Here is a 21,875-nt window from a genome sequence, read left to right as displayed (position 1 = left end):
TTCGCTTCGTTGCCGGCCGTCCGTCTGGACCGCGTCGGCGTCGTTCGCGTCGGGAGGCGCTTTATAGGCGGGGAGCCTCGACCCCGCAAGCGCTTTTTTCGTCCTCATCGCATTTTTCTGCGGAAGCACCGATCAGAAGGCGGCGCTGGGGATCTCGTCCTCATGCCAGGTACGGCCGTCGCGCTCGATCAGGGCGATGGCTTGCGACGGTCCCCAGGTGCCGGCGATGTAGGGCTTCGGTTGCTCGCGGCGGGCTTTCCATCCCTCCAGAATCGCCTCGGCCCATTGCCACGCGGCCTCGACCTCGTCGCGGCGCATGAACAGGGTGGGGTTGCCGCGGACGACGTCCATCAGCAGCCGCTCGTAGGCGTCGGGGAAGCGGCCGCCGAAGGTTTCGGCGAAGCTAAGGTTCAGCGGCGCCGGGCGGACGCGCATGCCGCCGGGGCCGGGTTCCTTCGTCATCAGATGCAGACGGATGCTCTCGTCCGGTTGCAGGCGGACGATCAGGCGGTTGGCCTGCAACTCGCCGGCGGTCTGCGGAAAGATAGAGTGCGGGATCGGGCGGAACTGGATGACGATCTCCGACATCTTGGCCGGAAGACGTTTGCCGGTGCGCAGGTAGAAGGGAACCCGGGCCCAGCGCCAGTTGTCGATTTCCACCTTCAGGGCCACGAAGGTCTCGGTGCCGCTGCCGGCGGGGATGCCCGGTTCGTCGGCGTAGGCGGGCACCGCCCCACCGGCCACGGCCCCCGCGCGGTATTGGCCGCGCACGGTGCAGGTCGCAATGTCGTCCTGCTCGATGGGTTTCAGCGAGCGCAGAACCTTCAGCTTCTCGTCGCGCACCGATTCCTGCGCCAGCGAGATCGGGCACTCCATGCCAACCAGACAGACAAGTTGGAGCAGGTGGTTCTGCACCATGTCGCGCAGCGCGCCGGAATGGTCGTAATAGTCGCCGCGCCCCTCCACCCCAACCGTCTCGGCGACGGTGATCTGAACGTGGTCGATGTGGTTGGCGTTCCACAACGGCTCGAACAGGGAATTGGCGAAGCGCAGGGCCAGCAGGTTCTGCACCGTCTCCTTTCCCAGGTAATGGTCGATTCGGTAAATCTGCGGCTCGGCGAAGACGGCGCCGACCTGTTCGTTGATCTCACGGGCGGAGTCGAGGTCACGGCCGATCGGCTTTTCCAGCACCACGCGCGCGTCCGGCGTCACCAGACCGGCCGAGCGCAGACGGTCGCAGATCGGGCCGAACAGGCTGGGCGAGGTGGCGAGGTAGAAGATCCGCACCGGCTCGTCGCGTCCTTCCAGCCGTCCGGCCAGTTCGCTCCAGCCGGAGTCGGAGGTCGCGTCCACCGACACGTAATCCAGACGCCCGAGGAAGCGGTCGAGCAGTCCCTCGTCGAGTTCGTCGGCCGCCACATGGCGGCGGATCGCCGTGTCGGCCTTGGCGCGGTAGTCGGACGGGGTCAGCGCGCTGCGCGAGACCGCGATGATCCGGCTGCCGGCCGCCACCTGCCCCGCGCGGTCGCGCAGATACAAGGCCGGCAACAGTTTGCGCAAGGCCAGATCGCCGGTGCCGCCGAACACCGTGTAGTCGAAGGCGGGCAGCGAAGCGGCGGGAGCGGTGCGGGGATGCGGCATCGGCGGTCGGCTTTCCATTTCGGTTGCGGCGGGCCGACCCAGGGTCGGCGGGGTCTGGAAGGCGGCGCGCGTCACCACCGACACCTGTGCGGCATCGTGACACAGCGCCGTTGCGGCGACAACCGCATCGGCGAATCCGGCCTGGATTTCAAGCCTTTCCGGGACTTTGACCGGGGAACTGGAAGACCGACGCGCCGGCCTCGGCACCGCTGACGGCGCCACGGAACAGGCCGAACAGCTCGCGGCCGCAGCCGTGTTCGGCATCCTCGCTGGGCGGCGGGGGGGCTCCCCGGCTTTCCCATTCGGCCGCGTCGACCAGCGCCTCCAGCGTTCCGGCCTCGGCGTCCAGTCGGATGAGGTCGCCGTCGCGCAGGCGGCCCAGCGGCCCGCCCGACTTGACCTCCGGCGTCACATGGATCGCCGCCGGGACCTTGCCCGAGGCGCCCGACATGCGGCCGTCGGTCACCAGGGCGACCTTGAAGCCCTTGTCCTGCACCACGCCCAGCGGCGGCGTCAGCTTGTGCAACTCGGGCATGCCGTTGGCGCCCGGCCCCTGGTAGCGGACGACGACGACCACATCGCGGTCCAACTCCCCGGCGCGGAAGGCGACCTGAACCGCCTCCTGGGTATCGAAGACGCGGGCCGGGGCCTCGACGAGGCGGTGTTCCGGCTTGACCGCCGAGATCTTGATGACGCCGCGCCCGAGATTCCCGTCCAGCACGCGCAGGCCGCCCTCCGCCGCGAAAGGCGTCGCGATGGTGGCGACCACCGAGGGGTCGCCGCTCTGGTCCGTCGCCGAAGCGCGCCAAGTCAGCCCGCTTTCGCCGGCCAGTTCCGGCATGGAGCGGTAGGGCTCCAGACCGCCCTCCTCCAGAACGGTCGCCACGTCCGCGTGGAGCAGCCCGGCGTCGAGCAACTGTCCGATGACGAAAGGCATGCCGCCGGCCTGATGGAAGCGGTTCACGTCGGCCGAGCCGTTCGGGTAGACGCGGGCCAGCAGCGGCACCGCCGCCGACAGGTCGGAGAAGTCCTGCCAGCTCAGCTGGATGCCCGCCGCCGCCGCGATGGCCGGGATGTGCAGGGTGTGGTTGGTCGAGCCGCCGGTCGCCAGCAGGCCGACGATGCCATTGACCATCGCGCGCTCGTCCACGATCCGCCCGATGGGGATGCCCCCGTTCGGCGCGGTCATCGCCACCACCCGTCGCGCCGCCGCGTCGGTCAGCGCCTCGCGCAACGGCGTGTTCGGGTTGACAAAGCTGGCGCCCGGCAGGTGCAGGCCCATGATCTCCATCAGCATCTGGTTGGTGTTGGCGGTGCCGTAGAAGGTGCAGGTGCCCGGCGCGTGGTAGGATTGGGATTCCGCCTCCAGCAACTCCTCGCGGCCGACCTTGCCCTGGGCGTAGAGTTGGCGAGCCTTCGCCTTGTCGGCGTTGGACAGGCCGGACGGCATCGGACCGGCGGGTACGAAGATCGTCGGCAGATGGCCGAAGGTGAGCGCGCCGATCATCAGGCCGGGCACGATCTTGTCGCAGATGCCCAGGCAGAGGACGCCATCGAAGGTCGCGTGCGACAGGGCGACGCCGGTCGCCAGCGCGATGACGTCGCGGCTGAACAGCGACAGCTCCATCCCCTCGTAGCCCTGGGTCACGCCGTCGCACATCGCCGGCACGCCGCCCGCCACCTGCGCGACGCCGCCCACCGCGCGGACCGACTCCTTGATGAAGGCCGGGTAGCGTTCGTAGGGCTGGTGGGCCGACAGCATGTCGTTGAAGGCGGTGACGATGCCGATGGACGGCTTCACGTCGCCGCGCAAGCCCGCCTTGTCGTCCGCCGGGCAGGCGGCGAAGGCGTGGGCGAGGTTGGCGCATCCCAGCTTCTGCCGGCGCGGCTTGCCGCTGGCCGTGTCGAGCCGGGAGAGATAGGCGGCGCGGCTGTCGCGGCTGCGCTCGGCGATGCGCTCGGTCACGCGGGCGACGGTGTCGTTCAGGGGCTTGGTCATGATGGGGACTCAACCGCTGGAGGGGAGCGATGTTTTCCTGGTCCAACCATACGCTTGGGGCTGGACGCTGAAAAGAAAAAAAATTTCATGAAAAGGTCGGCAGCTGTGCAGGGCATCGCGGGCGACAGACAATCCTTTTGACACGGACGAGCATGGATTCGAGCGGGAACGCACACGGATCGGTAAAATTCCTGGAAAATTTATGTTTTATCTCAAAGGGATGAACTGGCACGGCCTTGATCCGGAGCCGTCTCGTCCGTGCTCATCCCCGACAGAATTCACCAAACAATCTCCTCACTCTCGCATTTGGAGAAAAAATTCGCCATAATCCACGGCATGTCCCGCTCCATCGACATTCTCGACGACATCCGCCGCCTGCGTTCCGGCCTGAAGAAATCGGAGGCGCAGGTTGCCGCCCTGGTGCTGGCCGAGCCGCGCGCGGTGCTGGAGCAGAACGTCACCACCCTCGCCCACAGCGCCGGCGTCAGCGAGGCGACCGTTGTCCGTTTCTGCCGAAGCGTCGGCTGCGCCGGCTTCCCGGATTTCAAGCTGCGATTGGCCGAGTGCCAAGCCCGCAGCGGCGGAACACCCTATGTCAGCCAGGATGTCGCGCCCGAAGACGGTGTCGGCACGTTGGCGCGAAAAATCTTTTCATCGAGCGCCGCCGCTCTGACCGCCGCCGCCGCCCTGCTCGACGAATCCGCGCTGGCGTCGGCCATCGCCCTGCTGGCCGACGCGCCGCGCGTGCTCTGCGTGGGAGCCGGCGCGTCGGGGGCGCTGGCGCAGGACGCCGCGCACAAGCTGTTGCGCTTCGGGGCCGACGCGCAGGCCTGCTCCGACCCGATTCTGGCCCGCATGCTGCTGCTCAATCTGGGAGAGCGCGGGGTCCTGCTCGCCATTTCCAACACCGGGCGCAGCGGCGCCGTCAACGATCTGGCCGCCGCCGCGCGGGCGCAGGGCACGGCGGTGGTGGCGGTCACGGCGCCCGACTCCGCGCTGGCCCGGATCGCCAGCGTCGCCATCCCCAGCCAGCCGGTCGAGGACACCGAGATGTACACGCCGATGGCCTCGCGATTGGTCCATCTGACGTTGATCGACGTGCTGTCCACCGGCGTTGCCCTGCGGCTGGGCGATCCCGCCGTCCAGCACCTCGCCAAGGTCAAGGCCGCCGTCAACGCCAGCCGCGCGCCGGCCCCCTCCTCCGACCTGCCGCAACCGTCATCCGACCATTGACCAAGAGGGCGGTCCAGCGCCCCACCCCGATCCTTGTACCATCGTCCAATTATTGCGCGTCCGAACGATGGGTATCCTCCACCGCAACACAGCCCGCACAAGCCGGGCGACACCGTTGCCTAGGATGAGGATCGCCCAATGCCGCTCGCCCGCACCAACCGCCGCACCAACCGCCGCCTGCGCGCGCTCGTCCTCGCCGGCCTCGCGCTCGCCGGCGTCGCCGCTTCCGCCCCCGCTTTCGCCCATGGCGACATGACCCCGCAGCCGGTGGACACCACCGGCCTCGACAAGCTGGGCGAGACCTGGAAGGATGCGAACCCCTTCCGCGGCAATTCCCGCGCCATCGAGATCGGCGCCTCGGCCTTCAACCAGAACTGCGCGCGCTGCCATGGGCTGGGCGCGGTGTCCGGCGGCATCGCCCCCGATCTGCGCTATCTGGAGGCCGGGGACAGCGGCGACGAATGGTTCAAGGAGCGCGTCATCAACGGATCGGTCCGCAACGGCGTCACCTACATGCCGCGTTTCGGCGAGGCGCTGGGCCAGGAGGCGCTGTGGGCGATCCGCAGCTGGCTGGAAACCGTCCACGCCGACTGACGCCCGGCCTGCGACACGTTCGCACACCTAACAATCCGCCCATCGTAGCGGTTGCCGCGCCACGAGCGCTTCTGCCACACTGGCGATGGGGTGTCTTCCATCATCGGGCAAGCTCCCAACCGAACACGCCCTCCGCCGCCTCCATGGGAGCCGCAGGCCATGACCCGGATCCTGATCGCCGACGACCACCCGATGGTGCGCGACGCCCTGCGCAACGCGGTGCTCTATTCCTGCCAAGCCACCGACGTGACGGAGGCCGACGGGCTGGACGCCGTGATGCGGACGCTGGAGGAGCGCGGCGATCTGGATCTGGTCCTTCTCGACGTGAACATGCCCGGCATGAACGGGCTGGGCGGCCTGCGCACCCTGCGCCAGCGCTTTCCCGCCACGCCGGTCGTGGTCGTCTCGGCGCATGAGGAGCGTCGCATGGTCCGCGAGGCCATCGAGAGCGGGGCCGCCGGCTTCATCCCAAAATCCACCCCGCGCGACGCCATCGCGGCGGCGTTGCGCCAGATTCTGAACGGCGAGGTCTACCTCCCCCCGCAGGCCGAGGACGATGCTTGCGCGGAGGATGCCGAGGATGCGGAGACCGCCGACATCGCGCGCCGCATCGCCACCCTGACCGCGCAGCAGCTGAGGGTGCTGGAAATGCTCGGCACCGGCAAGCTGAACAAGGAAATCGCCTTCGACCTCAGCATCACCGAAACCACGGTGAAGGCGCATGTCTCCGCCATCCTGCAAAAGCTGAAGGTCTACAGCCGGACCCAGGCGGTGGTCATCGCCAACCGGGTGCTGGCCAACCGGGCGCTGACGGGGCGGCGCTGAGGGCCGGCGGGAACGCCCGCCCCAGGACCACCCCTTCCACGGGACCATCCGATGACACCGATCCTCGCGACCCTGCTCGCCGCCGGGCTGCTCCTGGCGGCGCCGCTTCGCGCCGCCCCGCCGGAGATTCCGGTGGAGGAGCCGGCGGGCTTCCGCCTGACGGACTACCGCGCCCCCACCCCGCCCGGTCTCGCCGGCGCCACCACGCTCGACACCGGGGCCGTGCGCGCCCTGCTGGAGCGCGGCGGAGCCCTTCCGATCTACGTCCAGAAGCTCGACCGCAGTTCGTTGCCCGGCGCGCCCTGGCTGCTGTCCAAGCCGTTCCGCCAGATCCCCGGCAGCGTCTGGCTGCCCAACGTGGGCTTGGGCGCGCCCGATCCGGCGACGCTCGACTGGTTCGCGCGGCATCTGGAACGGCTGACCGGCGGCGACCGGGCGCACGGGTTGCTGTTTTATTGTCTGTCGGATTGCTGGCTGTCATGGAACACGGCGAAGCGCGCGGTGTTGCTTGGATACACCCGCGTGCATTGGTACCCGGCGGGTGTCGATGGCTGGGCGGAAGCCGGGCTGCCGACGGAAGACGCGAACCCTCTGCCCGGTCCACAACCGGCGCCCTAGCCGGTATTGGACCATGGTATCATGGCGGGCGCCCTCCCAGGCCCGTTACTCTGACCACCGGCCAATCATCTTGGTCCACAACAGTCAGCCACTGGGAGAACAAGCGATGAAGACCTGGCGCAAACCGAAGACCACCGAGATCGCCGTCGGCACGGAGATCAACGCCTACGCCTGCGCCGCGCTGTAAGCCGGACCGGCGGAAGCGACGGACGCCGCCCCCCGCAAGGCGGCGTCCGTCTTTCCACAAAACCGATCGTCTCTCCCCTCTTCGCGCAGAAGGCCGGCCCATGAAAATCCTCGTTCTCGGCTCGGCGGCCGGCGGCGGCTTTCCGCAATGGAACTGCGCCTGCGAGGGGTGCCGCCGCGCCCGTTCCGGCGACCCGGCGGCCAAGCCGCGCACGCAATCCTCGCTGGCGGTCAGCGCCGACGGCAATGACTGGATCCTGCTGAACGCCTCGCCCGACCTGGGGGCGCAACTGCTGGCCTCGCCCGCCCTGCACCCGAAGGGCGCCACGCGCGGCAACCCCATCGCCGCCGCCGTGCTGACCAACGCCGACATCGACCATGTGGCGGGGCTTCTCACGTTGCGCGAATCCCACCCCTTCGCGGTCTACGCCACGCCCCGCGTCCACGGCGTGCTGTCCGCCAACTCCGTCTTCAACGTGCTGAATCCGGCCCTGGTGCAACGCCGCCCGATGAGCCTGGGCACGCCCTTCCAGCCGGCCGGCGCCGACGGCCGCCCGCTGGGGCTGGAGGTCGAGGCCTTCGCCGTCCCCGGCAAGGTCGCGCTCTATCTGGAGGACGAGACCGCCGGCCCGTCCTTCGGCTCGGTCGCCGAGGACACGGTCGCGCTCCGCATCCGGCCGACCGACGGTTCCAGCGACGGCCTGTTCTACATTCCCGGCTGCGCCGCCCTGCCCGGTTGGCTGGCCGACCGGCTCTACGGCGCGCCGCTGGTCCTGTTCGACGGCACCACCTGGACCGACGACGAGATGGTCCGCACCGGCACCGGGGTGAAGACGGCGGCCCGCATGGGCCACATGGCGATGTCCGGGCCGGAGGGAAGCCTCGCCGCCTTCGCCCCCCTGAACGTGGCGACCAAGATCTACATCCACATCAACAACACCAACCCCGCGCTGCTGGAGGATTCGCCCGAACGGCGGAAAGCGGAAGCGGCGGGATGGCACATTGCCCATGACGGGCTGGAGCTGACGCTATGAGCGAGTTTCTGTCGGTTGACGCCTTCCGCGACGCCCTGCACGCCATCGGCGAACGGCAGTACCACGACCTCCACCCCTTCCACCAGCAGCTCCACGGCGGCCAGTTGGAGAAGGGCCAGATACAGGCCTGGGCGCTGAACCGCTTCTATTATCAGGTGTCGATCCCGCGCAAGGATCTGACCATCATGTCGCGGATGGACGATCCCAAGCTGCGCCGCGCCTGGATGCAGCGGGTGCTCGACCATGACGGGCTGAACGACCACGGCCAGCCGGACGAGGGCAAGGTCGGCGGCATCGAGCGCTGGCTGCGCCTGACCGATGGGCTGGGGCTGGACCGCGACTACGTGATCTCGCTGGAGGGTATCCTGCCGGCGACCCGCTACGCGGTGGACGCCTACGTCAACTTCGTGCGCGACCATTCGCTGCTGGAGGCCGTCGCCTCCTCCCTGACCGAGCTGTTCGCCCCCTCGATCCACCGCGAGCGCATCGCCGGCTTCGAGAAGAACTACGCCTTCGCCAACGACAGCACCCTTTCCTATTTCCGCAAGCGGCTGGACGAGGCGCCGCGCGACGTGGAGTTCGGCCTGAACTACGTGCTGACGAACGCCCGCACCGCCGAGCAGCAGCGGCAATGCCTGCGCGCCCTGCGCTTCAAGACGGAGCTGCTGTGGGCGCAGTTGGACGCGCTGCACCACGCCTACGTCACGCCGAACCTGATCCCGCCCGGCGCCTTCGTCCCCGCCGACATGCGGCCGACCGAGTACCGCCGTTGACCGGGACCGCCGACAGCGGTGCGCCCGTGACGGGGATCGCCGAAACCGACCGGGTGCGGCTCGCCCCCGGCGTCATGCTGCGCCACGACCGCCTGCGCGACCAGTGGATGCTGATGGCGCCGGAAAGGCTGCTGGTGTTGGACGAGCTGGCGCTCGCCGTCGTCCGCGCCGGCACCGGTGGAGACGCCGTGGAGATCGCCATCGACCGGCTGGCGGCGGAATACGACGCCCCGCGCGAAGAAATATCCGCCGACGTTCTCGAACTGCTGACCGACCTGCGCAACAAGGGGTATCTCGTGACATGAGCTGCGCCCTGCCCGCCTTCGCGCCGACGCGCGCCGACGCCCCGGCCCCGCCCTTCGCGGTCCTGATGGAGCTGACGCACCGCTGCCCGCTGCGCTGTCCCTACTGCTCCAACCCGACCGCGCTCGAGCCGTCGAGCGCCGAGTTGGACACCGCGACCTGGATCCGCGTGCTGGAGGAAGCCGCCGACGTGGGGGCGCTCCAGGTGCATTTCTCCGGCGGGGAGCCCTGCGTCCGCAAGGATCTGGAGGAGCTGGTCGCCCACGCCACCGGCATCGGGCTGTACAGCAACCTCATCACCTCGGCCGTGCTGCTTGACGAGGCCCGGCTGAAACGGTTGAAGGCCGCCGGTTTGCAGCACGTCCAGATCAGCCTCCAGGACACCGAAGCGGCCGGGGCCGACCGGATCGGCGGCTTTCGCGGCGGCCACGCGCGCAAGCTCGATGTCGCCCGCATGGTGGTGGCCGAAGGGCTGGCGCTGACCGTCAACGCCGTGCTTCACCGCCACAACATCGAACGGGTGAACGCGTTCATCGATCTGGCGATGGATCTCGGCGCCGGGCGGATCGAGATCGCCAACGTGCAGTATTACGGCTGGGCGCTGGAGAACCGCGCCGCCCTGATGCCGTCGCGCGAGCAACTGCTGGCGATGGACGCCGCCGTGCGCGCCCGGCTGCCCGGCCTCGCCGGACGGATCGTCGTCGATTACGTGGTCCCCGATTATTACGCCCGCCGCCCGAAATCCTGCATGGGCGGCTGGGCGCGGCGCTTCATGAACGTCACCCCGCGCGGCCGCGTGCTGCCCTGCCACGCGGCGGAGACGATTCCGGGCCTGACCTTCGAAACGGTGTTCGACCGCAGCCTGTCGGCGATCTGGACCGACGGCCCGGCCTTCGCCCGCTACCGGGGCACCGCCTGGATGCCGCAGCCCTGCCAGTCCTGCGACCACAAGGAGGAGGATTGGGGCGGCTGCCGCTGCCAAGCCCTGGCGCTGGCGGGAGACGCCGACGCCGCCGACCCGGTGTGCGAGCGCTCCTCCGCCCACGAGGCGGTGGTGGCCCTGCGCGACCGCGACGCGGCGGCGCTGGGAACGGAATGGCGTTACCGGGGTCTATGACCTCCCTATTCCGTCATCCCTCCTAAGTTCTCTCGCCAAGGAGCGGCGGGCTCAAGCGGAGCACCCTGAAGCCCCCCGGCGGCCCCGAAGGACATCCCCTCCGCGATAGGAACCCGGCGCCAGACAGGCCGCGTTGTTTCAGACAGAGACGCACCTCTCTGGAGACGCCGCGCCAATGACCTTCCGGCCACTGACCGACCCTGACGGCGCCGCCATCGATGTCCAACTGACCCCGCTCGACCGCATCGACGGTCTGGCCCCCATCTGGAGCGATCTGGAAGCGCGGGCCGACGGGTCCTTCTTCCTGTCCTGGCTGTGGATCGGCCATTGGCTCGCCCTGCTGCCGCCCGCCGCCCGCCCGCATCTGCTGACCGCGCGGCGCGACGGCGTGGTGGTCGGGCTGGCGGTGCTGTGCCCGCGCGTGGTCTGGCGCTTCGGCCTGCTGCGCACCCGCTGCTGGATGCTGCACGAGACCGGCGACCGGATCTTCGACCGGCTGTTCATGGAATACAACGGCATCCTGGCCGACCGGCGCCACGCGGACGCCGTGACGACCGCCTCCCTGCGCTGGCTGGGGGAGCGGCTGACCCGCTCCGACGAGTTGGTGCTGGGCGGCCTGACCGACACAGCGGAGGGCGCGGCCCGCCGGGTCGCCGCGCAGACCGGCCACAGCGTGCAGATCCGCATGGCCGACACCACCCAATGGGTCGATCTGGATCGCGTGCGGGCCGCCGGCGCTTCCTCCTACCGCGCCGGGCTTGGCAAGAGCACCCGTGCCGCCGTCAACCGCGCCGAACGCCTCTACCGCGAGCGCGGCGAGCTGAACTACCGCGTCGCCGGCAGCGTGGCCGAGGCGTTGGACGATTTCGCCTCCATGGAGGTTCTGCACCAAGCGAGCTGGCAGGCGCGCGGCGAATCCGGGGCCTTCGCCAACCCGGCCTTTCGCCCCTTCCACGAGCGGCTGATCGCCGCCGGGGTGCCGAGCGGCGCCATCCGCATCTGCCGCGTCAGCGCCGGGGATGCGCCGATTGGCTATCTCTACAACATGGTCCACCGCAACCGGGTGATGAACTACCAGGGCGGCTTCGCCTTCGAGCAGGACAACCGGCTGAAACCGGGCCTGCTGAGCCATGTGCTGGCCATCGAGGACAGCCTAAGGCGCGGCGAGGGCTGCTACGACTTCATGTCCACGGCGGCCGGGCACAAGCCGCTGCTCGCCAACGCCGAACAGCCGATGAACTGGCTGGTGCTCGGACCGGACCGGCTGAGCCGGCGGCTCGACGCGCAATGGCGCCAGACGCGCGGCGCGCTGGCCGAGACGGTGAAGCGGTCGATGCGCGGCTGGGCCGCGCCCGCCAAGGGTTCCTGAGGGGGAGGAAAACGGCCATGACGGCATCGAAGAAGACCGGCCCGGCGGCCTGCGTGCTGGGCGACATGGATCTGGTCCGGCCGCTCGGTCTGGCCGGCATCCGCTGCGCCGTGGTGACGCCGCCCGGCGGCGCCACCGCCTATTCGCGCTTCACCGAAACGGTGCTGCCCTGGACGCCGGACTCCGGCGGCGAGGACGCGCTGGTCGAAGCGTTGCTGCGCTTCGGCCTGTCCCAGCCCGAGCGACCGGTTCTGTATTTCGAGGAGGATTCACAGCTCCTCATGGTTTCGCGCCACCGCGACCGGCTGGCCCGCGCCTTCCGCTTCACGCTGGCCGATGCCGAACTGGTCGAAACGCTGGTCGACAAGGCCCGCTTCCAGGCCCTGGCCGAGGCGCTCGACCTGCCGGTGCCGCGCACCCGCCGCCTGCGCCCAGGCCCCGGATCGGAGGCGCCGGAGCTCGACCTGCGCTACCCGCTGATCGTCAAGCCGCTGACCCGCCGCCCGCCCTGGGACTCCATCGAAGGGCTGGGCAAGGCGATCCGCATCGACAGCCCGGCCGAACTGCGGGCGCTGTGGCCTCGCCTGATCCCGGTCGGCATCGACCTGCTGGCGCAGGAGCTGATTCCCGGCCCCGAAACCAGGATCGAAAGCTACCACGTCTACATCGACGCGGACGGCGCGGTCGCCGGGGAGTTCACCGGCCGCAAGATCCGCACCTATCCCGCCGATTACGGCCACAGCACGGCGCTGACCATCACCGACAGCCAAGGCGAGGGCGCCGACGTCGCGGCGCTCGGCCGCGATCTCTCCGCCCGGATGGGCCTGCGCGGCGTCGCCAAGTTCGACTTCAAGCGCGCGCCGGATGGCGGGCTCCACCTGCTGGAGGTCAACCCCCGCTTCAACCTGTGGCATCATCTGGGCGCGGTCGCCGGGGTCAACCTGCCGGCCATCGTCCACGCCGACCTGACCGGCGCCCCCCGCCCCGCCCCGGCGGTCGCCCGGCCCGGCGCCTGCTGGTGCCACATCAGCAAGGACCGGATGGCGGCGCGCAAGGCCGGGGTGCCGACGCTGGAGTGGCTCGCCTGGGTCGCCCGCTGCGAGGCCAAGGCCATCGTCGCCGACGACCCCATGCCCTTCCTGCGCCCGAAGCTGGCCCGGCTGCTGCCGTCCAACAAAGGCGCCGCGCAACCCACCGGCTGGGCGAAGTCGTGAGGATCGCCCTCATCTCCGACATCCACGCCAACGTCGAGGCGTTGCGCGCGGTGCTCGACGCCGTCGCGGCCGAGGGCGCCGACCGCATCGTCTGCCTGGGCGACATCGTCGGCTACAACACCGAAATCGACGCCTGCATCGCCCTGCTGCGCGACGCGGATGCCCTCTGCATCGCCGGCAACCACGACCGGGCGGCCACCGGCGCCATCGGGACGGAGGGCTTCAGCGGCCCCGCCGCCCGCGCCATCGCGTGGACCCGGCCGAGGCTGGGCGAGGACAGCCATGCCTTCCTGTCCGGCCTGCCGCTGAAGGCCGTCGTCGGCAACGCCCTGGTGGCGGTCCACGGCGCGCTCCATCCGGAGCAGGGCTGCGAATTGGTGCGGCTCGACGACGACGCCAAGCGGGGCTTGAGCCTCGACGCGCTGGCCCGGCACCCGTCCGGCGCGCGGATCTGCGCCTTCGGCCACACCCATCGCGCGGGCGTCTGGGAGCGCCGCGACGGCGTCCTTCGCCCGTTGGAGGGCGACACGGTCACCCTGCGCCCCGACGCGCTGCATCTGGTCAATCCCGGCACGGTCGGGGAGCCGCGCGGCACCGACAGCCGGGCAACCTTCGCCCTGCTCGACACCGTCCACAACCGGATCGCCTTCCGCCGGGTCGCCTACAACCGGCGCGCCACCTTGGCGAAGACCCGGCGGGCCGGGCTGGCGCCGCGCTTCGCCGGAGTTCCGGCGCCGGTCCGGATGCGCCTGATCGGAATTCTGCGCTCCCTCGGCCTGTACGAATGGTTGAAGCGCGCGCTTCCCCGCCGATCCTCGGCCGTATGACAAACCCGTAACGCGGCTTTGCTTCAACACCGGCGTGCAAACGCGCATAATCGGCGCGTTCAGCCGGAAGGGCTGCCGTTCGGGAGGGAAGACAAGGGCATGGGGTGGGGCAAAGGACGGGTTCGCCTTGCGGGCCTTGCCGCTACGCTGCTGATCGGTGCCGCCATGCTGATGGCGACCCTGATGATGGCGGTGACCGCCCATGCCGAACCCTTCCGCTTCACCATCCTCTACACCCAGGGCACCACCGAGCTCGAGGAAGCCCAGGGGCGCGGCGGCATGGCCCGTCTGGCCGCCCTGATCCGCAAGGAACGGGCCGAGCGCGGAACGCTGCTGGTCCTGCACGGCGGGCAGACGCTGTCCCCGTCGGTGCTGGCCTTCTACGACCAGGGCGCCCACATCGTCGACCTGCTGAACGGCATGGGCATCGACGCGATGGCCGCGCTCAACCGCGAGTTCCACCACGGCGACGACCGGCTGATGACCCGTGCCTTCGAGGCCGGCTTCCCCATCGTGACGACCAACGCGGTCGACCGCGCGACGGGCAAACCGCTCGACGGTCTCGAAGACTCCATCGTTCTCAAGGCCGGTCCCTACCGCGTCGGCGTGCTGGCCGGAACGCCGATGCTGACCAAGGAGACCGCCCGCGCGCCACGCACCGAATTCCGCGATCCGGTGGCGGCGCTGGCGGCCAAGGCGCAGGCGATGCGCGCGGCCGGCGTCGATCTGGTGGTGGCGATGACCGGCAACGCCGGCGACACCCACCGCAGCGTGATCGCCGCCCGCCCGGCCGACATCGTGCTCTACCAGGACCGCGGCCGGACCATCGGCGTCGAGTATGACGGGCGCTTCCTGTCGGCCACCGTCGCCCCGCAGGCCGCCTGGGTGCTGGCGTTGGACGTCACCATCGACCGCCAGACGGACGCGCGCGGCGCCACCCGCGTGGTCTGGTCGCCGGAACCGCGCGTCATCGACAGCGCCGCCGTCACCCCCGACCCGGCCATGGAGGCCCGCGCCAAGGCCTACGCCGCGCGGCTCGATTCCATGCTGAGCATGGAGGTCGGACGGCTTGACGGCACCCTCGACACCCGGCGCGAGGCCGTGCGGGGCGGCGAGAACGCCTTCGCCAACGCCGTGGCCGACACCCTGCGGGACGCGCTCGACGCCGACATCGCGCTCTACAACGGCGGCGGCATCCGGGGCGACCGGCACTACGCCGACGGCGCCACCCTGACCCGGCGCGACATCTACACCGAGCTGCCCTACCACGACGTCGGCGTCGTGCTGGAGGTGACCGGGCAGCAGTTGTGGGACGCGGTCGAAAGCGGGGTCGCGGCGGTGGAGCAGGCGCAGGGCCGCTTTCCCCATCTGTCGAACGCCCGCGTCGTGGTCGATCCGGCGAGACCGCCCGGCCAGCGCGTGCAGGAACTCGGCGTCGGCGGCGCCCCGGTCGACCGCAAGGCGCGCTATCGGCTGGCGACCAGCAGCTTCCTGGCCGGCGGCGGCGACGGCTACGCCGTGCTGAGCACGGCTCCCCGGCTGGTCGAGGATCGCGACGCCGATTTCATATCCACCCAACTCATCGCCCACATCGCGCGGACCGGGGTCTTCGCCCCCCGTCTCGACGGGCGGATGACGGTGAAGCGGTAACGGCCATGACCCTCGTCGCACAGGCCCGTGATCCGGCGCAGGCCCCGGCACCGCTGGCGCACCGTCGCTCCGCCCCGGCCGAACGGCCGCCGCCGCCGCGGCGCCGCCGCCTCGGCATCGCCTTGCGGATCTCGCTCGGCCTCTCGGTGATGGCGCTGCTGGTCGTGCTGATCGGCGGCGTGTCGATGTCGTCCTTCCGCCTCTTCCGCGCCGAGGTGTCGGCGCTGTCCGCCAACACCCTGCCGGAGGTCATCACCAGCGCCGAGCTGCACGGCTCCCTGCAAAAGCTGGTGGCGCAGCTACCGCAGTTGGCGGGCGCCACCTCCACCCCGCAGCGCCGCTCGATCTACGCCGGCCTCGTCACCGAGCTGGACTCCATGCAGCTCCTGGTCGCCCGCATGCACGGCCTGCTGGCCCAGGGAGCGGGGAAGGATTCGCCGCCGGCCGGAAACGGCGACGCCCAACTGCTGGAGCAAGCCCGCTCGACCCTGCTGATCCTGGCCGCGACCGTCGCCGACCTGAACGCCGAGGTGACCCGCCAGATCGAGAACGGCGAACGCCAAACGGAGGCCGCACGCGGTTTGGGCCGCCTGTCCGACACGCTGGAGCAACTGCCCGGCGCGCAGGCCGGCCCTTGGGCCGTCCGCGTCGGCGCCCTGATGGCGCGCGCCGCCGGCTCGATCCAACTGGAGCATCTCAGCCGCCTGAAGGGGGAGCAGCGGGCGGCGGAACGCACCTTGGCCGAACTGGGGTCGATCGCCGGCACCACGCCCGGATCGGCCGGCACCGCGATGGCCAGCCTGCAGGAGGAGCTGTTCTCCCTGCTGATCGCCCCCGGCGGGCTGTTCGAGAGCGCGGCCGAGCGGCTCCAGGCGCGCAACCGCGCCCAGGCCCTGACGGCACAGGCCAGCGTGCTGGTCGAGACCATCGACCGCTCGACCCGCGCCCTCTACGATTCGATCCGCGAGCAGTCCGCCGAGCGCACCGGCGCGTTGGCGGCCCTGATCGCCGAGCGGACGCGGGCGGTGATGATGCTGGCCGGCGCCTCGATCCTGCTGGCGGTCGGCGTCTATTTCGTGTTCCGCCGCTTCCTCTCCTCGCGGCTGGTGGCGCTGAACCGGGCGGTGGTCGCGCGGCTGTCGGGGGCGGGAAGCGAGATCGCCGTCCCGGTCGACGGCGACGACGAGATCACCGACATCGGCGCGTCCATCCGCTTCTTCATCGACGAGATCGACCGGCGCCAGCGCGACCTCGCCGACAACGAGCGGCGGTTCCGCAGCCTCGTCGAGGGGTCGATCCAGGGAACCATCATCCACCGCGACTTCCGCGCGGTCTTCGTCAACGACTCCTTCGCCACCATGTTCGGGGTGGCGGTCGCCGACGTGCTGGCCCTCCCCTCCCTGCTGGCGCTGGTCCCGACCGAGGAACGGCAGCAACTGATCGACAACTACGAATATCTGCTGAGCACCGGCCTGCCGACCGGCCGCCGCCGCATCCGCGCCCAACGCCCCGACGGCGCCTGGCTGTGGGTGGAGCTGACCGGCCGCCGGGTCGATTGGATGGACGGCCCGGCCGTCCAGGCGGTGGTGGTGGACGTCACCCGCGAGGTGGAGGCCGAGGAGGCGCTGCGCCGCTCGCGCGACGACGCCGAACGCGCGCTCGACGCCCTGCGGACCACCCAGGCCAGCCTGATCCAGGCCGAGAAGATGGCCTCGCTCGGGCAGTTGGTCGCCGGGGTGGCGCACGAGGTCAACACCCCCATCGGCATCACCATCACCGGCGCCTCGCAGTTGCAGGCGATGATCGAGGAGTTGGGGCGGCAGCACGGGGCGGCCACGCTGAAGAAGTCCGATTTCCTGCGCTTCGTCAGCGACGGGCAGGAGATGGCGAACCTGATCCTGTCCAACAGCAGCCGCGCCGCCAATCTGGTGCAGAGCTTCAAGCTGGTCGCCGTCGACCAGTCGAGCGACGAGCGCCGGGTGTTCCTGCTGAAGGAGTACATCGAGGAGCTGCTGCGCAGCCTGCACCCGACCTACAAGACGCGCGCCGGGCTGACCATCGCGCTCGACTGCCCGCAGGAGATCGAGATCGACGGCTACCCCGGCGCCCTGTCGCAGATCCTGACCAACCTCGTCATGAACGCGCTGATCCACGCGCTGGATCCGGCCCGGCCGGGCCTGATCACCATCGCCGCTCGTGCCGTGGATAGCGACACGGTGGAGCTGTCGGTCGCCGACGACGGGCTCGGCATCCCGGAGGACGTGGTGCCGAAGATCTTCGACCCCTTCTTCACCACGCGCCGGGGCAGCGGCGGCAGCGGGCTGGGGCTGCACATCGTCTACAACCTCGTCACCGGCCGCCTGCACGGCTCCATCGCGGTGACCAGCGAGCCGGGCGAGGGCTCCCGCTTCACGCTGCGCTTCCCGCGCGTGACGACGGGCTGACACCTCGGCGCACGGCTCAGCGGACGGGGCCCTCGAACCAGTGGCGACCTTGGCGGTCCTCGATCTCGATCACCCAAACGTCGGGATCGTAGCGGGTCTGGCGGGCGATGTAGGCGTCGGCGTCGGCCTCCGCCACCGGGTCGGGGCCGGTGCCGCGCGACCAGAACAGCTTCTCGTCCTCGCGGGTCTGCACCAGCACGGTGAAGCTGCGGTCGAGCCGGTTCAGCTTCAGGATCACCGTGCCCCGGCTGGGGTCGCCCTTGCGCAGCACCATCATCGGCACGCCCTGCGCGTCGGCCGCCCGGATGTGGCCCATGACCCAGAGATGCGTCGGCAACCGGTCGTCCATGCTCGTGCGTCCCACCCTGTGGCAAAGCACCCCTCGCCCAACCGGGCACGGCCGGTGTAGAGAAGAAGGATGAGCACACTCCTGGACGCTCTGGACGCCGCCGTCAACCACCACATGGCCGGACGGACCGACGCGGCGGAGCGGCATTACCGGCTGATCCTGGGCGTCGATCCGGCGCAGCCCGACGCGCTGCACCTGTACGGGGTGCTGCACGCCCAGCGCGGTGCCCCGGCGGCGGCGGTCGCCTCGGTCGCCCGCTCCATCCGGCTCCGTCCGATGGCTGCCCAGCCCTGGGCGCATCTGGGCGGCGCCCTGAAGGCCGCCGACCGGTTGGAGGAGGCCGATGAAACGCTGCGCCGCGCCTTGGCGCTCGACCCGGCCTCGGCCGACGGGCTGGAGGCGCTGGGCGCGGCCCTGCACGGGCTGGCGCGCTACCCGCAGGCTCGCGTCTGGCTGACCCGCGCGCTGGCCCTACGGGCCGGCCACGCGGAGACGCTGCTCAACCTCGGCACCGTGCTGCGCGACCAGCGCCGCTTCGCCGACGCGGAGGTCTGCTTCGACGCCGTGCTGGCCCGGCAGCCGTCCCATTCCGGCGCGCATCTGGCCCGCGCGGTCGGACGGCTGGTGCAGGGCGACCTGCGCAACGGCTGGGACGGCTTCGAACACCGCTGGCACCGGTTCGCGACGCCGCCCTGGCGCGGGGAGCCGCTGAACGGCGCCGCCATCCTGCTGCACATGGACCAGGGCTTCGGCGACGCCATGCAGTTCGTCCGCTACGCCCCGCTGGTGGCGCGGGCCGGCGGGCGGGTGATCGTGGAGACCCACCCTTTGCTGTTCCGGCTGTTCGGCAGCCTCGACCCGTCGATCCAGGTTCTGGTGCGTGGGCCGGAACCGCCGCCGCACGACGTCCATTGCCCGCTGATGAGCCTGCCGCGCGCCTTCGGCAGCGATCTGGCGAGCCTTCCCGCCAGCGTCCCTTACCTCAATCCGGAACGCGGCGACACCAATCGCTGGCGCGACCGGCTGACCGCCGGCTCCACTGCCGAGCCGGAAGGTTTGCGGGTTGGGCTGGTCTGGGCCGGCAACCCGCGCCACCGCAACGACCGCAACCGCTCCCTGCCCATCGCGGCCCTGCGCCCGCTGCTGGCGGTGCCGGGGGTGCGTTTCGTCAGCCTGCAAACCGGCGACGCGCGCGGCGATCGGACGCGGCTGCCGGGCGGGATCCCGGAAGACCTGATTGGGAGCGTCCGCGACTTCGCCGACACCGCCGCCATCCTCGCCAACCTCGACCTGCTGATTACGGTGGACACCGCCATCGTGCATCTGGCCGGCGCGATGGGCGTGCCGGCTTGGCTGCTGCTTCCCTACGCGCCCGACTGGCGCTGGCTGCTCGACCGCGCCGACAGCCCCTGGTACCCGTCGCTGCGCCTGTTCCGCCAGCCGCGCCCCGGCGACTGGTCCACGACTCTCGGCACCGTCGCGTCCGTCCTCAAGGCGATGGCGAACAAGGCGGCGAAAACCCGTCGCGAGCAGGCCCCATGAACGCTGGCGCTTCGCTGCTGGACCAGGGACTGACGGCGCACCAGCGGGGCGACCTCCAGGGCGCGCTGGCGCTCTACCGGCAGGTGCTGGCGCTCGACCGGGCCAACGCCGACGCGGTCCACCTGATCGGGGTGATCGCCTACCAGACCGGCGACCCTGCGACGGCCATCGACGTCATCGGCCGCGCCATCGCGTTGGACGACCGCAACCCGGCCTACCACAGCAACCTCGGCGAGGCGCTCCGCGTCACCGGCGCGCTCGACCGCGCGGCCGAGAGCCACGCCCGCGCCATCGGCCTGGACCCCGATTTCGCCGACGCCCACCGCAACCTCGGCGTGGTCGAGCTGGCGCGCGGCAACGCGGACGCCGCCGCCGACAGCTTCCGCCGGGCGCTGGCCCGCGACGCCGAATCCGCCCCGGCGTGGCATGGGCTGGGGTTGGCACTGGAAACCCTGGGGCGGGTGGCCGAGGCGCGGGACGCCCTGGACGAATGCCTGCGCCGCGACCCGGCCCACGCCGACGCCCGGCAGCGGCGGGACGCCCTTCCCACCCCGCCGGAACCGTCGCTGGAGCCCGCCCCGCAAGCCGCCGACTGGACGGCGCTCCTCCTGCGCGACCTGCGCGCGCAGTGCCGCACGCCGGGCGGGCCGGAGCGGCTGGCGGTGATCGAGCAGCTCTGCGCGACGTTGCTGAACGGCCAGCCGGCCGCGCCGCGCGCCATCCTCGACGCGCTGGAGGAGGAGCCGCTCTGCGGGGACCCGATCCTGGACGCCTCGGCGCAGTTCCGGCTCAGCGGCGATCTCATCCATTACGAGCGGCTGATCCACACCGTGACGGCGCACGGCGCCGACTGGCCGCTCGCCGTCGCCCAGGCCGTCTACTGGTCGATCAGCCGGCAGGTCTTCCTCGGCCGCCCCCTCGCCACCCGGCTCGTCGCCTTCACGGCCGGCGACCTGCCGCGCTTCTACCGCTGGATCCTGCGCGAGGTGAAGCGCCGCTGCGCGGTGGCGCCGAAGCCCTTCCGGCCCCGGCCGGGCCCCCCGCACCGCATCGTCCTCGTGACCAACCAGTTCACGCAGCCGATGCACCAGCCCTCGCGCGACGCCTTCGACTACGCGCGGCGGCTCCAGGACGATTTCGGCTGCGCGGTGCTGCTGGTGAACGGCAACCTGATGCCCGCCGCCCTGGTCACCGCCTTCGTTCCCTCCTTCCAGGCGATGGTGACGCCCAGCCTCGCCGGCCCGGTCGCGGTGACCGAGAACGGCGCCACGGTGCGGACCTGGTCCTCGGTCGAGCCCACCCTGACCGAGACCAAGATCCACGGCCTCGTCGACGCCGTCGAGGGCTTCGACCCCGATCTGGTCCTGTCCTTCGGCGGATCGGTGCTCGCCGCCGACCTGTTCGCCGGAGTGCGCCCGACCCTGTGCATCCCGACGACCAGCGGGGCGACCTGCTCGCTGGCCGACATCGTGCTGAGCTTCGACGGCGGCGACCCCACCGCCGGGCTGCCGGAGGAGTACCGCGCGCCCTTCGCCGAACGCCACCGCCCCTTCGTCTTCGGTTATTCCGCTCCGCCGGAGGCGCAGGGCGCCAGCCGCGCCGCCTTCGGCTTGCCCGAGGACGGCTTCCTGTTCACCGTGGTGGGCGGACGGCTGGACGACGAGGTCACCCCCGCCTTTCTCGACCGGCTGGACCGGATCCTCGACCGCTGCCCCGGCGTCCGAATCGCCTTCGCCGGCCCGGTCATAAGCCTGCCCGACCGCCTTGCCAAGACGCGCAACGCCGGCCGGCTGCACATCCTTGGCTACGTGCCCGAGATCCGGGCGCTGTACCGGCTGGCCGGCGCCTATCTGAACCCGCCCCGCCAGGGCGGCGGCGGCAGCGCCGCCTACGCGCTGGCCGACGGGGTGCCGGTGGTCACGCTGGCCCAGGGCGACGTGGCGGCCATTGTCGGCCCGGCGCACGGCGTGGACAGCCTGGACGACTTCGTCGCGCGGGCGGAGCGCCTGTGCCGCGACCCCGATTTCCACCGGGCGGAGTCCGCACAGGCCCGCCGTCTGTTCGCCGCCGTCGACGCCCGCCACGCCGCCGCCGAACAACTCCTCGCCTACGGCCGCGAACTGGCGGACCGCTTCGCCGCACGTTGAACCCGGCGCA

19 protein-coding genes are annotated in these 21,875 nt (G+C 70.9%); 16 read left to right on the top strand and 3 right to left on the bottom strand.

Annotated elements, in window-relative coordinates; translation table 11 throughout:
* Positions 1–132 precede the first annotated feature (132 nt).
* Positions 133–1,641, bottom strand: coding sequence for a glucose-6-phosphate dehydrogenase (gene zwf, locus EJ913_RS28915; protein ID WP_127004506.1), 1,509 nt, complete (start codon positions 1,639–1,641; stop codon positions 133–135).
* 148 nt (positions 1,642–1,789) lie between these two features.
* On the bottom strand, positions 1,790–3,640 hold the full coding sequence (edd, locus tag EJ913_RS28910; protein WP_127004504.1) for a phosphogluconate dehydratase: 1,851 nt from the start codon (positions 3,638–3,640) through the stop codon (positions 1,790–1,792).
* Between the two features lie 336 nt (positions 3,641–3,976).
* On the opposite strand from edd, the gene EJ913_RS28905 reads away from it, so the two are divergent.
* From EJ913_RS28905 to EJ913_RS28840, 14 genes are all read left to right on the top strand, one after another.
* The gene (locus EJ913_RS28905; RefSeq protein ID WP_127004502.1) at positions 3,977–4,873 is read left to right on the top strand and encodes an SIS domain-containing protein; all 897 of its coding nucleotides are present in this window, start codon (positions 3,977–3,979) and stop codon (positions 4,871–4,873) included.
* Positions 4,874–5,011: 138 nt separating this feature from the next.
* Positions 5,012–5,467, top strand: a complete 456-nt coding sequence (pedF, locus tag EJ913_RS28900; protein WP_127004500.1) for a cytochrome c-550 PedF — start codon at positions 5,012–5,014, stop codon at positions 5,465–5,467.
* A 159-nt stretch (positions 5,468–5,626) separates the two neighbouring features.
* Positions 5,627–6,292 carry a response regulator gene (locus EJ913_RS28895; RefSeq protein WP_127004498.1) on the top strand — a complete coding sequence of 222 codons (666 nt, stop codon included), beginning with the start codon at positions 5,627–5,629 and terminating at the stop codon, positions 6,290–6,292.
* A 51-nt stretch (positions 6,293–6,343) separates the two neighbouring features.
* Positions 6,344–6,910, top strand: coding sequence for a rhodanese-like domain-containing protein (locus EJ913_RS28890; protein ID WP_127004496.1), 567 nt, complete (start codon positions 6,344–6,346; stop codon positions 6,908–6,910).
* 70 nt (positions 6,911–6,980) lie between these two features.
* The gene (gene pqqA, locus EJ913_RS28885; RefSeq protein WP_238521471.1) at positions 6,981–7,097 is read left to right on the top strand and encodes a pyrroloquinoline quinone precursor peptide PqqA; all 117 of its coding nucleotides are present in this window, start codon (positions 6,981–6,983) and stop codon (positions 7,095–7,097) included.
* A gap of 100 nt (positions 7,098–7,197) precedes the next feature.
* Positions 7,198–8,130 carry a pyrroloquinoline quinone biosynthesis protein PqqB gene (gene pqqB / locus EJ913_RS28880; RefSeq protein WP_127004494.1) on the top strand — a complete coding sequence of 311 codons (933 nt, stop codon included), beginning with the start codon at positions 7,198–7,200 and terminating at the stop codon, positions 8,128–8,130.
* A complete protein-coding gene (gene pqqC, locus EJ913_RS28875) occupies positions 8,127–8,903 on the top strand; it encodes a pyrroloquinoline-quinone synthase PqqC (protein ID WP_127004492.1) in 777 nt (258 codons plus the stop codon). Before pqqB ends, pqqC begins: the two co-directional genes overlap by 4 nt.
* Entirely contained in the window at positions 8,900–9,208 is a 309-nt protein-coding gene (pqqD, locus tag EJ913_RS28870; RefSeq protein WP_238521473.1) for a pyrroloquinoline quinone biosynthesis peptide chaperone PqqD, read from the top strand. The genes pqqC and pqqD overlap by 4 nt, the downstream gene beginning before the upstream one ends.
* Complete coding sequence (gene pqqE / locus EJ913_RS28865; protein ID WP_127004490.1) at positions 9,205–10,323, top strand: pyrroloquinoline quinone biosynthesis protein PqqE; 1,119 nt, start codon at positions 9,205–9,207, stop codon at positions 10,321–10,323. The genes pqqD and pqqE overlap by 4 nt, the downstream gene beginning before the upstream one ends.
* Positions 10,324–10,498: 175 nt before the next feature.
* Complete coding sequence (locus tag EJ913_RS28860) at positions 10,499–11,692, top strand: GNAT family N-acetyltransferase (protein WP_127004488.1); 1,194 nt, start codon at positions 10,499–10,501, stop codon at positions 11,690–11,692.
* Positions 11,693–11,709: 17 nt separating this feature from the next.
* Positions 11,710–12,906: a carboxylate--amine ligase gene (locus EJ913_RS28855; protein WP_127004486.1), complete on the top strand. Its 1,197-nt coding sequence runs from the start codon at positions 11,710–11,712 to the stop codon at positions 12,904–12,906.
* Positions 12,903–13,733 (top strand): metallophosphoesterase family protein, encoded by an 831-nt coding sequence (locus EJ913_RS28850; protein ID WP_127004484.1) that lies wholly within the window; start codon positions 12,903–12,905, stop codon positions 13,731–13,733. The genes EJ913_RS28855 and EJ913_RS28850 overlap by 4 nt, the downstream gene beginning before the upstream one ends.
* 99 nt (positions 13,734–13,832) lie before the next feature.
* Positions 13,833–15,383, top strand: coding sequence for a bifunctional metallophosphatase/5'-nucleotidase (locus EJ913_RS28845; protein WP_127004482.1), 1,551 nt, complete (start codon positions 13,833–13,835; stop codon positions 15,381–15,383).
* A gap of 5 nt (positions 15,384–15,388) precedes the next feature.
* Entirely contained in the window at positions 15,389–17,827 is a 2,439-nt protein-coding gene (locus EJ913_RS28840; protein ID WP_127004480.1) for an ATP-binding protein, read from the top strand.
* Between the two features lie 16 nt (positions 17,828–17,843).
* Here EJ913_RS28840 and EJ913_RS28835 read toward each other — a convergent pair whose 3' ends face one another.
* Positions 17,844–18,176 carry a DUF1491 family protein gene (locus EJ913_RS28835; RefSeq protein ID WP_127004478.1) on the bottom strand — a complete coding sequence of 111 codons (333 nt, stop codon included), beginning with the start codon at positions 18,174–18,176 and terminating at the stop codon, positions 17,844–17,846.
* Between the two features lie 69 nt (positions 18,177–18,245).
* On the opposite strand from EJ913_RS28835, the gene EJ913_RS28830 reads away from it, so the two are divergent.
* Together EJ913_RS28830 and EJ913_RS28825 are read left to right on the top strand one after the other, a co-directional pair.
* Positions 18,246–19,718, top strand: a complete 1,473-nt coding sequence (locus EJ913_RS28830) for a tetratricopeptide repeat protein (RefSeq protein ID WP_127004476.1) — start codon at positions 18,246–18,248, stop codon at positions 19,716–19,718.
* Positions 19,715–21,865 carry a tetratricopeptide repeat protein gene (locus tag EJ913_RS28825; RefSeq protein ID WP_127004474.1) on the top strand — a complete coding sequence of 717 codons (2,151 nt, stop codon included), beginning with the start codon at positions 19,715–19,717 and terminating at the stop codon, positions 21,863–21,865. The genes EJ913_RS28830 and EJ913_RS28825 overlap by 4 nt, the downstream gene beginning before the upstream one ends.
* Positions 21,866–21,875 lie beyond the last annotated feature (10 nt).

The sequence above is a fragment of the Azospirillum doebereinerae genome, assembly GCF_003989665.1.
Taxonomy (GTDB): Bacteria; Pseudomonadota; Alphaproteobacteria; order Azospirillales; family Azospirillaceae; genus Azospirillum; species Azospirillum doebereinerae.
The sequence above is the reverse complement of the archived record's forward strand: the minus strand, read 5'-3'. Positions and strand labels throughout refer to the sequence as shown.